Origin of the sequence: Nitrogeniibacter aestuarii, from assembly GCF_017309585.1 — a bacterium.
Taxonomy (GTDB): Bacteria; Pseudomonadota; Gammaproteobacteria; order Burkholderiales; family Rhodocyclaceae; genus Nitrogeniibacter; species Nitrogeniibacter aestuarii.
This window is the reverse complement of the sequence record NZ_CP071321.1, coordinates 3,658,962-3,672,798: the sequence shown is the minus strand read 5'-3', so window position 1 is coordinate 3,672,798 and position 13,837 is coordinate 3,658,962. Positions and strand designations below refer to the sequence as shown.

Sequence of the window (13,837 nt, the reverse complement as noted above, 5' to 3'; positions counted from 1 at the left end):
CTACGTCCCGCAAGTGCTCGATGTAGCCAGGCGGAAGGCGGACGACGGTAGGCCATTCGCCGTGGCGGACGAAGAAACCTTCGATTGCCGCGAGGACGCGAGCGAGGGATTGGCCGCCAGAGACAGAGCTCATGCGAGACCTCTAACGGTGATCAGTTCCGGCTCAAGGCCGATCCGGTCGAATGATCTTCAAGAACAGGAAATGAATTCTGGCAGGACAACACAGCGTTGATGTGAAGCGGTTTGGACCCGCGTGGGGCGTACCTGATTAACTCCAGGGGTGGCAACACCGAGCCCTGCTAACGAATGAGGCCCCCACGCGCGTCTTTCATCAGGGTCCGGGCCATTAATGCCCAACATGACCGGTTGTAGTACCGCAGTCCTTCAGCTTCTTCGACACGTCGTGTTGCCAGCACCAGGAGAATCAAATGATTTGAATCGATGCTTGCGATTCGGGGGGAAGCCCTTGTAGTTGAGTTAAGGGGCGGCTGCCGGCTTGCCGGCAGGCGTCCCGCTTGAACGCCATGTTATGCCCGCGACCAAGCCAAAGGTCAGCGAAACAAGCAGGCCAAGAACAGCACCAAAAAGCGCTGCATACGTAGAAAACTCTAGAACAGGAGAGGACGTGAGTAGCAGCCCCCAAAAGACACTGAAAATGTAGAAAACCATGGTGCCCATTAGTGTCCCGCCCGCAACAAGAAATTGAAGGTTTAGGCGATTCTTTTTTTTGAGTAGGCGAGTAAGTGGAAGGCCAACTAACAACGTAGCCAAATACGAAACTGGAACAGCAAAGCCCAATATCCAAGGAAGATCGTAATAGAACGGCCAACACGCGCACGAAATAACCGGCACGACAACAAGTGCCACTGGCACCGCCAAAGGCGCAACTAGTGTCGCGAGCACGAGGCGTGGGTTGTTGGGGTCAGGCATAACTTGTTGTAGACCGCAAAATTGCGGGCGTAATCAGGGACCTGCGGTATAACCTGCCGAAGCCCGCATGCTGAATCCCTTGATGGCACTGGGAATTACAATAAAAACTGTATTTATGTGCAGTGATAACCAAGCTAACAAACCCTGCAGTCGTGACAGGAGAATTTCGTGCCCACGAGACACGACGAGCATACGATTGGCATGGCGTCATGTCCATCGCATCGATCCGGGTGCTTTGCGTCAAGGGCCGCTTCAGGTTCTAAGCGGACCGATCGCAGGAGAGCGCAACAGACCGCTCCTGGCCGAGGCTGTGTAAAAACGCCTCTGGACGCGCACCTGGATCGAGAAATTCAGGACGTCCCCGAGTCAATCGATTCCGTCGGCGAGAGGTGAGTTGCGAATTTGCGACCGAACAAAGGCCTGATCAGGCCCGGATCGCTCTTATCAAGGCCTCATTTCCCATCAGATTCATCACCCGTTTCAAGTTGTAGGCCAGAACGTGAAGATTCATCTCGGTCTTCACGCGTTCAAGTCCCTTGGTCAGGAAATGCGTTGCGCCCATCCATGCCTTTAGCGTCCCGAACGGATGCTCCACGGTGCGACGACGGATGCGCATACTCTCAGGCGCTTCGTCGAGCCGCGCCTGCATGACCTCCAGTTCTTCCTCATGGATCCAGCGACTGACGCGTCGATAGTCCCCGGGAGTGCATCGTGATTTGATAGGACAGGTCGGGCATTTCGAACTCCAATAGCGATGCACCCTCAGTCCAGCCTGATCACTGGTGTAGCGCCAGATCAGGCGCTCGCCGGCCGGGCAAACATACTCGCCGTTGTCGCGGTCATACACGAAGTCCGCTCGATCAAACCGGCCGTCTGCCTTAGCGTTGGAAGTCATGCTTTTGGGCACAAGCGGCACGATCCCGGCCTTGTGGCAGGCGAGGATTTCCTGACTCTTGAAATACCCCCGATCCGCAATGGCAGTGAGGTACTCCACCCGCATGACCTTGCGAGCCTGTTTGCCCATTTTGCTCAACTGATCCCGGTCGAGTCCGTCGTTGGTCACTTCGTGCGCCACGATCAGATGGTGCTTCGTCTCGACGGCCGTCTGAACGTTGTAGCCCACGATACCGGTGCCCCGCGTCTTCATGGCGCGGGCGTCGGGGTCGGTGAGGGAGATCTGCTTGTCGGGCGTGTTCTCGAGTTCCGCGCCGATGGCCTCGAGCTCTTTCATTCGCGCCTTCAGCATGTTGATCTTGTCGGTGAGCCGCGCCTTCTTCACCTGAGCCACTTCGGGCTCGCGACGGTCCGCCGTATCCATCTCGGCCAGGTAGCGTTCGATGCTTGCTTCGATTTCGTTCATGCGCCGCTGCAGCTTGGCACTGGTGAAGTTGCGATCTCGGTTGTTGACGGCCTTGAATTTGCTGCCGTCGATGGCGACGACCGACTCAGAGAACAGCTCCAGTTCCCGACACAGCACAACGAACCGACGACATACGCCGCGAATACCCTTCGGATTGTTCTTGCGGAAGTTGGCGATGGTCTTGAAATCAGGCGCCAGACGGCCCACCAGCCACATCAACTCGACGTTCCGTTGCGCCTCGCGCTCCAGGCGCCGACTTGACTGAACCTGGTTCAGATAGCCGTAGATGTAGAGCTTGAGCAGCACCGACGGGTGATACGCCGGCCGACCTGTCTCCGCCGGCTCGACACCAGCAAAACCCAACTGTCGCAGATTGAGTTCATCAACAAAGATATCAATGACGCGAACCGGATTGGTCTCGGACACAAAGTCATCCAGCGTCTCCGGCAGCAAGCTGCCTTGTATGCGGCTTTGCCCTTCAATGAATCGCTTCATGGCATCTGATCATCCTGATGATGCGAACATCATGCCATGAGGGCTGTTTTTACACAGCCTCGGCCAATCAGGGCCATTGACCATATGTAGGAGAACGACCAGTCGGGCGTCGCAGGAAATTCGCCCCCCTCCGGTACTGATACAGAACAATTCCGTCCGGGGGCGAGGCAATGGCCGTTGTGCCGGTACTAACGTACCCGTGCCTTGATCTCCTCACTCGCCTGATGCAATGCAGCGCGTGTGGCCGGCACGGCGGACAAGACGTTGAGCAAGCCGAAGTCGTGGATCATGCCGTTGTAGCGCGTGGCCACGACGGTGACGCCGGCCTCGTCGAGCTTGCGAGCGTACGCTTCGCCTTCATCACGCAAGACGTCTTTCTCGGCGGTGATGATCAGCGCCGGGGGCAGGCCTTCGAGTTGCTCGGGCGAGGCCAGCAGCGGGGCGGCATAGCGTTCCTGTCGCTGCACCGGATCGGTGGTGTAGGCGTCCCAGAACCATTTCATCATGGATCTGGTGAGGAAGTGCCCGCGGGCGAATTCGTCGTAGCTGGCGTTCTCGAAGTTGGCATTGGTCACCGGCCAGAACAGCACCTGCGCGCGCAGTGCCGGTGTGCCCTTGTCCTTGGCCATCTGGGCGACCACGGCTGCCATGTTGCCACCCACGCTGTTGCCGACCACCGCAAGCCGGCTGCCATCGACACTGATCTGGTCACCATGCTCGGCAACCCATCGGGTGGCGGCGTAGGCCTGGTTGATGGCGACCGGGTAGCCTGCTTCGGGTGACGGGGTGTAGTTCACGAAGATGGCTGCGGCGCCGGAGTCAGCCACCAGATCGCGAACGAATCGTTCGTGGGTCTGGAAGTCGCCCAGGATCCAGCCGCCACCGTGGAAGAACATGAAGGCTGGCAGCGTTCCCGTAGCGCCCTTGGGGCGAACGATGGTGAGTTCGAGTGCTTGTCCATCGACGGTGATGGTCTTCTCGCTGACATCCGCGGGCGGCAGCTTTGCGCCTTTCTGGGCACCGATCAGCACGGCGCGGGCATCGGCCGGGCTGAGCGTTTCGATGGGCTGACCACCCCCCTGGGCGAGGGCGTCGAGAAAGGCCTGGGTGGTGTGTTCGACGCCCGGGCTGCCGCTGGCAACGGCGGTGGTGGTGAGCAGGGTGCCGAGGCTGGCGGCAAGGATGGTGTTCTTGATCTTCATGATGGTGACTCCCGTTGGGGTTGGGGCGTGCATGGGTGGGACTCAGACGACGCTCAGGCGCACATCGATGTTGTTGCGGGTGGCGTTGGAGTAGGGGCAGACGATGTGCGCCTTGTCGACCAGCGCGCGCACTTGCGCTGTGGGCAGGCCCGGCACGCTGATGCGCAGGTCCACCTCGATGCCGAAACCGGTGGGGATGGCCCCGATGCCCACCGACGCGCTCACCTGAGCCGTGGCCGGCAGGGCGACCTTTTCCCCGGCGGCGACGAACTTGAGGGCGCCGAGAAAGCACGCTGAGTAGCCGGCGGCGAACAGTTGCTCCGGATTGGTGCCCGGGCCGCCCGCGCCGCCGAGTTCGCGCGGGGTCGACAGTTGAACGTTCAGCACGCCGTCGGCGGTGCTTGCATTGCCTTCCCGGCCGCCGGTGGCGGTCGCTTCAGTGCGATAGAGGACGTTTTCGATACTCATCATTGATTCCTTGTTCAGAGATAGGGGTGCCGTGTGGCAAGGCCTAATTTACGTTTGACCAAGGACTAGAAGATGCATAACGTATCGAAAACTTAACTCAGAGTATTTTTATGGACGCCTGCACGGATCGACTCGAAGCGTTGCTGGCCCGTTTCCCGGTGCGGGCGCAGCTATTTCATTCCGGCGCCCTGTGTGGTGTCACCGATTTCTCGTCTCCCGGTGAGGGGGGGCAGATCCATCTGATCCAGTCCGGCGTGATCGACGTCATCCATGCCCAGCTGCCGCCACTGCACATCGGCGAACCGAGCCTGCTCATGTACCCGACGCCGATGCCCCGGCGCTTCGTGACCGACCCCGATCAGGGCGCGCGGCTGGCCTGTGCCCGGCTGGGGTTCGAGGGGGGCGAGGGCAACCCGCTGGTCAATGCCCTGCCTCGGGTGGTGTGCGTGCCCTTGTCGCAGATCGACGGGGCGGCGCCGGTGCTCTCGCTGCTGTTCGACGAGGCCTTCGGAGACAACTGCGGTCGGCGGGCGCTTGTGGACCGGCTCTTTGAGGCCTTGATGATCCAGCTGTTGCGCCACCTCATGGAGTCGGGTTGCGTGGATGGCGGCATGCTGGCGGGCATGTCGCACCCGAGTCTGCGCCGGGCACTGATCGCCATGCACGAGCAGCCGGCCGAGTCATGGTCGCTCGATGCCCTGGGAGCGGTGGCGGGCATGTCGCGCAGCGCCTTTGCCAATGCCTTTCGCAACACCGTCGGCTGCACGCCCGGCGCGTATCTGCAGGGCTGGCGTGTGCAACTGGCGCAACAGGGGCTGAAGGCGGGGCGCGCACTCAAGTTGATCGCCATCGAGGTCGGATACGGCAGTGAGGCGGCCCTGTCGCGTGTATTCAAGGCGCAATGCGGTGTGTCGCCACGGCAATGGCGGCAGGGCGTGAAGCCTTAGCCGGCCGTGGCAGCAGCGGGGGAGGCGCCTGCGTTGTGCGCGCTCAGGCGGATCGCCGGTGCGCCGGGCGATGCGCTTGGTCGCCCTCGGCCGGTCAGCTCTCCGGCAATTGCACGATCAGGCCATCAAGCATATCGGTGACGGTGATCTGGCAGGTGAGGCGGGAGCGGGACGGATCCGTGTCGACCGCGAATTCGAGCATGTCCTCCTCGACCGGATTGGCCGGTGACAACTTGTCGAACCACTCGTGATGGATATAGGCGTGACAGGTGGCGCAGGCGCAAGCGCCCCCGCATTCGGCGAGGATGCCCGCGATGTTGTGGTCACGGGCGCCTTCCATGACGGTCTTGCCCGTCGCAATGTCGACCACGTGTTCGGTCCCGTCGGCTTCGATGTAGGTGATTTTTGCCATGGTGTTGTCCTTGGGGTTTTCGTTCAGCTCGTACCGAGCGATTTCAGCTCACGGGAAGCATCCGCCACGTGGGCAGGGTTCGGTGACAGACCGGCTTCGAGCCAGCGTTTTCCCAGCATGTAGGCGCGCGGATCGTTGACCGCGTCCACGGCGAGCAGACGCGCTCCGGCGAAGTACCAGAATGATTTGCCCCGGTCTGAATCGCGGCTGACCACGCGGTCATATCCGGTACTGAGCCCGGCAATCTGCAGGCTCATGTCGTATTGATCGGACCAGAACCAGGGGTTTGGCCGGTAGGGGGTGCCATGTCCCAGGATCGCGTCGGCTGCCGCCTCTGCCATGGCGATGGCGTTGGGCACGGATTCCAGGCGCAGGTGCCCGGCGCCATGCGGGAAGGAGGCACAGTCGCCGACGGCGTAGATCGCCGGATCGGACGTGCGGCACAGTGCGTCCACGGTGATGCCGTCCGCCACATCGAGACCGGCGGCCTCCGCCAGTTCGGTGGCCGGTGCCAGACCGATGCCGACAATGGCGAAATCCGCCGGAATCTGGCGGCCGTTGGAGAGCAAGGCGCCATCGACCCGGGAGACGCCGGTCAGGTGATCCAGTGTTTCGCCTTCGATGATCTCGACGCCATGGGCCAGGTGTTGGGCGCGAATGTAGTCTGCCGTCTGTGCACTGGCGACGCGATTGAGGATGCGCGACGACGCATCAAGCACGGTGACCGTCAGCCCGCGCTGGCGGGCGACCGCCGCCGCTTCCAGCCCGATATAGCCGCCGCCCACGATGAAGAGGTGCCGGCCGGCGACGAACTCCGGCGCCATGGCGTCCACGTCCGCCAGGGTGCGCACCGTATAGACACCGTCGAGTCCGCCGCCGAGTGCTTGCGGCAGACGCCGCGCCCGCCCCCCGGTGGCCAGGACCAGTGCGTCGTAGGCCAGGGGGCCACGAGGGGTGATGACCCGACGCGCCGCGCGATCGATGCGCTCGACCCGGCAACCGGTCATGAGCGTGATGTTCTGGTCCGCGTAGAACGACGCCGGTCGCAGGTACAGCCGGTCGATGGGCAGCTCGCCGGTGAGGTATTTCTTTGACAGGGGCGGGCGCTGATAGGGGGCGACGGGTTCTTCGCCGATCAGCGTGATCTGCCCTTCGAAGCCCTGCTGGCGCAGGCGTGCCGACAGTGCGGCACCGGCCTGACCGGCGCCGACAACAATCACATGTGTCATGGCGTGCTCCTGTGGTTTCAGGCCGGATGCAGCGCGATCTGCATCGATTTGACGCCGTTGATGTGGTTGCTCCGCAAGCGGTCCGGCGCTCGGACAAGCTCCACGGACCGCACCCGCTTGGCCAGCTCTTCGAGCATGACGCGGATCTGCAGCTGGGCGACGGCATTGCCCAGGCAGAAGTGAGGCCCGCCCTTGCCGAAGGCCATGTGCGGATTCTTCTCCCGGTCGATGATGAATCGATGCGGATCGTCGAACTGCGTTTCGTCGCGATTGCCCGAGGCGAAGTAGATCGCCACCTTGTCGCCCTGGGCGATCTGGGCGCCATTGAGTTCCGTGTCGCGCGTGGCGATCCGGCGGACGAAGTGCACCGGGCTGGCCCATCGGATGATTTCACTGGCCGCGGTTTTGGCGTCCAGACCGCCGGTGCGGAACCGCGCCCATTCGTCCGGATGATCGGCCAGTGCCTTGAGCCCGTGGGACAGGGTGTGCCGCGTGGTCTCGTTGCCGGCCACCACCAGCATGAGAAAGTAGTTGCAGAATTCGTCGTCAGTCAGCGGGCGGCCGTCCACCGTGCCCTGCACCAGGGCGGTGATCACGTCCTCGCGGGGGTTCTTGCGTCGATCTGCCGCCACTTCGCGCCCGAGTTCGAAGGCGTCGAGCGATGCCGGGTGGCCGAAGGGCAGGAGCCGGCGTTGCGCTTCCGGGTAGTGCGCGAATGAGGGATCGACGAAATCCGGATCGTCCGATCCGATCAGCAGATCGCTCCAGCGGATCATGTCTTCCCGGCGCTCTTCAGGCACGCCCAGCAAGCCGCAGAGCGTGTAGATGGGCAGTTGCTTGGTGAGCTGACTCACCGCCTCGAAGGGGCCGGCGCCCACCACCGCGTCGAGCAGACCGGCCGCGCGGGCGCGCACCGAGGTTTCGAGCTGTGCGATGGCTCGCGGGCTGAACCCCGCCCAGGTGATCGAGCGCATCTTCGTGTGTTGCGGCGGGTCCATTTCCAGCAGGGTGCGCCGGGCGTCGTTTTGTGCATCGTCGAAGTCGTCGAGCGAGATCACACCGTTGCGTGAGGAGAAGGTTTCCGTGTCCCGCGAGACGGTGACGATGTCGTCGTAGCGGGTGACGGCCCAGAAACCCTTGTGCCCATCGTGACGTTCGTTCCACGCCACCGGGGCCTCCTTGCGCAGGCGGGTGAATTCCTCGGCGGGCACCGCCTGGTGCCACAGGCCGGCGTCGGACAGATCCAGTTGCGTCGTCGGGCGTGCTGCGTGCTTAGCCATGGTGTTGTCTCCTGTTCAACCGGCTTTGAAGGAACGCGACCATCCAGCGTGCGGCGAGCGCCACGTTCCGTGGGCCATCGAGCTCGGCGAGGGCGCGATCCGCGTCCGCGTCGCCGATCCGTTGGCGTTCGAATTCATAGACTTCTGCCGCGAAGGCCGGCGCCATCTCCGGGTGCGGCTGGAAGGTGAGGACGTCATCGCCGATGGTGGTGACCGCCGCCGGGCAGAAATCGCTCGCCGCCAGCACGGTGCTCCCCTCGGCCATGGTGGTGACCTGGTCCTGATGCAGCGCGATGAGATGGAAACCGTCCGAGCTTTCCTGCGCCAGCGTGTCGGGCAGCCAGTCGGGCCGCTGCTTGAGTGCGTAGTGATGAATGCCCACACCCCAGTCCGGCACCTTCTCCACGGTGCCTCCGAGCATCTGGTGCAGATGCTGGTGCCCGTAGCAGATGCCGATCACGGGTTGCCGACCGATGACCTGGTCGAGAAAAGCGCTGAGCCTGCGTTGCCACGGGGCGTCGTCATAGGTGCTGGCCGGGCTGCCGGTGAGCAGCCAGGCATCGCAGACCGACGGGTCGTCGGGCAGCTTGCCGTCAGGCGCGTGGAAGAACGCGTAGTCCAGCGGGACGCCGGCCTGCGCCAGCAGTGGGGGGAACCAGCTCCCGAAGGAGCCGTAGGCCGCCCATTCGGGACGGTTCGTTCCGCATTCGATGATGCCGATCTTCATGACTTACCCCAGCTCGAAGAAGCGTCTGCGTTCGGCGATGAGATCCTTGCCCTCGAACTGCGCACGCTGGGCGCGCCGTGTGGACGTGAAGGTCTCGACGAAACGCGGGCCGAACCACGCCCTGGCAAAGTCGGAGGCGCTGAAGGCTTCGATTGCCTCATGCATGTTGCGCAACAGCGGGGCCCCCTTGCTGTGTCCGGGCACGTAGCCATTGCCGACGGTGGCCTCACCCGGTTCGATCTTGTCGGCAATGCCTGCCAGGCCGGCGGCGATGGTGGCGGCGGCGGCGAGATACGGGTTGCTGTCCGAGCACGGCAGGCGGTTTTCCACTCGCAGGGATCTGGCGCTGCCGCCGACCACCCGCAGGCAGGTGGTCCGGTTTTCGATGCCCCAGGTGTAGGCCGGCGGGGCGAAGGTGCCTTCGGCAAAGCGGCGCCAGCTGTTGACGGTGGGCGCGAACAACAGGGTGATGTCCGGCAGGTAGCGCTGCAGCCCGCCAATGAAATGGCGGAAGGTCTCCGACATGTGGTGCGGCTGGTCCGCATCCCAGAAACAGGGGCTGCCGTCGGTGCCGAGCAGCGACACATGCAGATGGGTGGACTGACTATCCGCCTGTTCCGACCAGCGCGGCATGAAGCACACCGTCCGGCCCTGTTTCATCGCCAGCACACGCAGGAAGTTCTTCAGCAGCACGGCCTGGTCCGCCGCCGGCAATGCCCCATTGGCGTTGATGCACGCTTCCATGAAGCCGCCGCCGATTTCCTCGTGCATCTTGCCCAGACGGATGCCCAGCGGGCCACACATGTCGGCCACCGCCGTGTAGAAGTCCGACTGGGCAACCTGATAGATGATCAGGTCGTGGCTGGGCAGCGCGGTGGCCGTCGTCAGACCGTCAAAACCCTTGGTGCGCAGGCTTTCGGCGCTTTCGTCGAAGAGGGTGAATTCGAGCTCGAAACCCAGCTTGGGCGCAAAGCCCATCTCGGTGGCGCGCGCCAGTACGCGCCGGAGCACGGTGCGCGGACAGAACTCGGCCGCGTCACCGGTGAACTGGGCCAGATACAGTACGCTGTCGCTGTCCACTTCGAAGGGAATGTGGCGCAGACTGTCCGGATCGACCCTGAGCTGACTGTCGTGGAAGTCGCCCTCGTCGTCGGTGACGCCCGGCATGTGCATGATTTCGTCGGTCGGGTCGAGTGCGAGCTGCACCGGCGACATGCCCATGCCGTGCTCCAGAATGCCCGCAAGGTCCTCGCCGGCCACCTTCTGGCCGCGCAACAGGCCATTGGTATCAACAATTGCAACGGTCGCGAAACGCGCCTCTCTCTGTGTGGTCATGGTCTCTTTCCTGTCGAGGTCAATGGCCTGTTTCCGGCCGGACGGCGCCCGGCGTGCTCGAACAGGCTCATGTGTTTTTTTTAGAATGAGACCAATTTCGCGGGATATTCTTGATCTTTTGCGCCTAATATTTGATATTTCCGGGCATCCTCTCCAACGGTAAGGGTGTGCCCTCATGGCCGAGACAGTGCCCCATCGCCCCGAAATGCAGGCCAAGATCCTGCGCAGCATTTTCAATGCCGTGGGGCTGGGCATCGATGATCAGGCGGCCTTGCTGGCCGGGGAGGGCTTGAGCATCGGAGAGATTCAGGACGTCTCGGCGCACATCCCGATGGTGGCCTACATGCGGATCTTCGAGCGGCTCGCGCAGCAGCGGAACGATCCGACCCTGGGGCTCACGCTCTCGAGCCGGATGGGCCCGGAGCTGATCGGGGCGACCGGGTACATCTTCATGCATTCGCCCGACCTCGAAGCCGCCATTCGCGCCTACTCGGAGACGGTGTTCGACATCCAGGAGGCGACCAGCCTGCGCTTTCAGCCGGGCCCATCGGCCCTGGTGATCTACACCATCACCGACGACGACATCCGCCCGCGCCGTCAGGACGTGGAGTTCTCGCTCGGGTATCTGCACACGCTGATCAAGGCCTACCTGGGCGGGCGGTATGCACCCAAGGCGGTGTACTTCGATCATTCGCACGCGCCCGGCCGCAACAACCATGACGCGTTCTTCGGCTGCCCGGTGTTCTTCGGCCAGGACATGAATGCGCTGGTGCTGCACGGTGCCGACCTGCGACGCGGGGCCGAGAATTTCGATCCGAACCTCATCGCCCTGTTGCAGCACTACATCCAGCTGGTGGGCGAGCGCAGCTATCCGGTCAGTACCCTGTCGGAGAGCATCAACCAGATGCTCAGCGGCATGATCGAGCGCCAGTCGGTGGACATCGCCCTGGTGGCCACTCGCCTGGGGCTGAGCGAAACGACCCTGCGCCGGCGCCTGAAACAGGAAGGCACCACCTTTCGCGACCTGTTGCGGCAGAAACGGATCGCCACGGCGCGACGCCTGCTGTTCGAAACCGACATGAGCATGCTGCAGGTGGCAGACAAGATCGGCTATGCCGAGACTGCCAGCTTCACCCGCGCCTTCATCACCGAGTGTGGCCTGACGCCCAGCCAGTACCGCCGCGAAGCACGCAGCGTGTGAGCGTCGCGCCGGCGCCACGCGTCGCCGAGCGCGAATGTGATCGGGCGGGGCCTGAATGGGGCATACGGACGCCCCTCACGAGCGCCCTCAGAGGGGGTTGGCGCCACCCGCCCCGACCTTGCCAGTTTTGGCTAATGGGGCCGCACAAAGCCTGAATACACTCAGTGCCGATCCGGCATTCAAGCCGGGGCAAGACGCATGCGACGCAATGCCTTGCGACGCATCTGAACTGGGTGGGTGATATGAAATCTCGAAGCATCCGCGGACGCGTGACCCGGATGACCGTCCTCGTGGTGCTGGTTGTCCTGTTCCTGCTCGGATGGCTTGTCGGGCAGCAGATGCGCCAGGCCTTTCACGAGGATGCCTTCGACCTGGCGCGCCAGACGGCGGTCGCCGAGGGTCGCAAGATCGAACAACGCTTCGGTGAACTGTTTGCCCTGGTCAATGCCCAGGCGCGTTACGTGGAAGCGGCGCGGGCCACCGGAAAACAGAGCCGCGAGCTGACCAACGAGATGCTGCGGGCCACCCTGGCGGCGGATGAGCGCCTGTTCTCCGATTACGTCGGCTTCGATCCTGATGCTTTCGATGGTCAGGACGCACTGTGGGCCGGCCGGCCCGGCCAGGACGAGAGCGGCCGCTACATTCCGTACTTCAGCCGTCCTGACGGCACGGTCAGTCTGTCCGAGCTTGGGCCGCCCACTGGCGCGGCCTGGTACGAGGCGCCGAAGCGCAGCGGGGGCGATGTGGTCATCGAACCCTACGAAATCGAGCTGCTTGGCAAGAAGACGGCCATGATCACGGTGACGACGCCGATCATGTCGAGCGACAAGGCCATCGGCGTCGTCGGTGTCGATCTCACGCTGTCGGCGCTCAACCGCGATCTGTCGGCCGTCAAGCCTTTCGGCGGCACGGTGGCCCTGATCTCGGCCAACGGGGTGTATGCCGCCCATCCATCGGCCGAACGCGTCGGGACCGCCGTGCAGGATCTGCCTGCCGGGGCAATGCAGGACATCCACGCAGGCAAGGCCTACGCCCGGGTCGATGATCAGGGCGTCGCGCAGTTCCTTCAGCCCCTGGCGCTGGGGGGCAGCCCCGATCGATGGGCGCTGATGGTGAGCTTTCCCATGGCCGTGCCCCTGGCCCGCGCTGACGAAACCCTGGCCTGGTTCGTGGCCGCGTCGGTGTGCGCGGTGTTGATTGTGTCCTTGCTGGTTGCGGGGGCTCTGAAGCGGCATCTGGGGCCGCTTGCCGGGCTGGAGGCCTCCATGCATGCGCTGTCTTCCGGTGCCGGCGACCTGACGGCAACGCTGCCAGTGCGCACCGACGACGAAATCGGGCGCATCGGGGCCGCCTTCAACCGGCTCATCCAGCGTCTGAAAGACCTGGTGGCCGGCGTGAAACAGGATTGCCGCGAGGTGGCCGAGTCCGCCGGGGGGTTGGCCGAGCGTGCCAGCCGGATGGCCGAGCAGGCGAGGGTGCAGACCGATTCGGCCAGCGCCGTGGTGGCTGCCATGGATGAGGTGACGGTTGCGATTCACGCCATCGCGCGTACCACACGCGAGACCGAGCACGCCGGCCGCAACATGGCGGCCGAGGCCGACGGGCTGTCCGGCAACATGCAGGCCACCGCCGTGCGGGTGCAGTCCGGGCGTGGCACGGCCGAACAGCTGGCCACGGCGCTCGACGCCCTGGGGCGCCGCTCCAATGACATCACCGGCATTCTCGTCGTGATCACCGACATCGCCGGACAAACCAATCTGCTGGCGCTCAATGCCGCCATCGAGGCCGCGCGGGCCGGCGAGTTCGGGCGAGGCTTTGCCGTGGTGGCCGACGAAGTGCGCGCGCTGGCGGAGCGCACCGAAGTGGCGACACAGGACATTGCCCGGCTGGTGGACGCCATCAAGGACGAAATCGGCACCGCCGTCGCTCAGGTCGGGACATTGGTGGACGAGATCGCCAACGGGGCCGAAATGATGGGCGTCTCCGCGCAGGACGCCACGGACATCTCGGCCGGCCTGCGGACGCTGCTGACCCACATTAGCGATATCGCCGCGGCCACGGCCGAGCAGTCGGCGTCCGCCGACGATGTGGCGCGTCATGTCGAGCGCATCAGCCACGCCTCCGACGAAATCACCAGCGACATCGAGCGCAATCTGGAGGAGGCCGTCGGCATGCGTGACAAGGCATCACGCCTGCAGTCGGCGGTGGCGCAGTTCCGCACCGAGTAGCGTCGCCGCACGGCCGGCGCGCT

General features: G+C 63.8%; 11 protein-coding genes. 3 read left to right on the top strand and 8 right to left on the bottom strand.

Features of this window, described 5'->3' with window-relative positions; genetic code table 11:
* Positions 1–1,354 precede the first annotated feature (1,354 nt).
* The 3 genes from J0W34_RS17060 to J0W34_RS17050 all read right to left on the bottom strand — a co-directional run bounded on the left by J0W34_RS17060 (position 1,355) and on the right by J0W34_RS17050 (position 4,458).
* Positions 1,355–2,785 (bottom strand): IS1182 family transposase, encoded by a 1,431-nt coding sequence (locus tag J0W34_RS17060; RefSeq protein WP_230969588.1) that lies wholly within the window; start codon positions 2,783–2,785, stop codon positions 1,355–1,357.
* 188 nt (positions 2,786–2,973) lie between these two features.
* Positions 2,974–3,987, bottom strand: coding sequence for an alpha/beta hydrolase (locus J0W34_RS17055; RefSeq protein ID WP_230969587.1), 1,014 nt, complete (start codon positions 3,985–3,987; stop codon positions 2,974–2,976).
* A 42-nt stretch (positions 3,988–4,029) separates the two neighbouring features.
* Entirely contained in the window at positions 4,030–4,458 is a 429-nt protein-coding gene (locus J0W34_RS17050) for an organic hydroperoxide resistance protein (RefSeq protein WP_407941104.1), read from the bottom strand.
* 107 nt (positions 4,459–4,565) lie between these two features.
* On the opposite strand from J0W34_RS17050, the gene J0W34_RS17045 reads away from it, so the two are divergent.
* The gene (locus J0W34_RS17045) at positions 4,566–5,402 is read left to right on the top strand and encodes an AraC family transcriptional regulator (RefSeq protein ID WP_230969586.1); all 837 of its coding nucleotides are present in this window, start codon (positions 4,566–4,568) and stop codon (positions 5,400–5,402) included.
* Positions 5,403–5,496: 94 nt separating this feature from the next.
* On the opposite strand, the gene J0W34_RS17040 is transcribed toward J0W34_RS17045, so the two are convergent.
* The 5 genes from J0W34_RS17040 to J0W34_RS17020 are packed head-to-tail and all read right to left on the bottom strand — an operon-like array spanning position 5,497 to position 10,385.
* Positions 5,497–5,814 carry a 2Fe-2S iron-sulfur cluster-binding protein gene (locus J0W34_RS17040; RefSeq protein ID WP_230969585.1) on the bottom strand — a complete coding sequence of 106 codons (318 nt, stop codon included), beginning with the start codon at positions 5,812–5,814 and terminating at the stop codon, positions 5,497–5,499.
* A 23-nt stretch (positions 5,815–5,837) separates the two neighbouring features.
* Positions 5,838–7,043 carry an NAD(P)/FAD-dependent oxidoreductase gene (locus J0W34_RS17035; RefSeq protein ID WP_230969584.1) on the bottom strand — a complete coding sequence of 402 codons (1,206 nt, stop codon included), beginning with the start codon at positions 7,041–7,043 and terminating at the stop codon, positions 5,838–5,840.
* Between the two features lie 17 nt (positions 7,044–7,060).
* Positions 7,061–8,323, bottom strand: coding sequence for a cytochrome P450 (locus J0W34_RS17030; protein ID WP_230969583.1), 1,263 nt, complete (start codon positions 8,321–8,323; stop codon positions 7,061–7,063).
* A complete protein-coding gene (locus J0W34_RS17025; RefSeq protein ID WP_230969582.1) occupies positions 8,316–9,050 on the bottom strand; it encodes a glutamine amidotransferase-related protein in 735 nt (244 codons plus the stop codon). The genes J0W34_RS17030 and J0W34_RS17025 overlap by 8 nt, the downstream gene beginning before the upstream one ends.
* A 3-nt stretch (positions 9,051–9,053) precedes the next feature.
* A complete protein-coding gene (locus J0W34_RS17020; protein WP_230969581.1) occupies positions 9,054–10,385 on the bottom strand; it encodes a glutamine synthetase family protein in 1,332 nt (443 codons plus the stop codon).
* Between the two features lie 175 nt (positions 10,386–10,560).
* Between J0W34_RS17020 and J0W34_RS17015 the strand changes: the two genes are divergently transcribed.
* Both J0W34_RS17015 and J0W34_RS17010 read left to right on the top strand, forming a co-directional pair.
* Entirely contained in the window at positions 10,561–11,586 is a 1,026-nt protein-coding gene (locus J0W34_RS17015; RefSeq protein ID WP_230969580.1) for an AraC family transcriptional regulator, read from the top strand.
* 242 nt (positions 11,587–11,828) lie between these two features.
* Positions 11,829–13,814, top strand: coding sequence for a methyl-accepting chemotaxis protein (locus J0W34_RS17010; protein WP_230969579.1), 1,986 nt, complete (start codon positions 11,829–11,831; stop codon positions 13,812–13,814).
* Positions 13,815–13,837 lie beyond the last annotated feature (23 nt).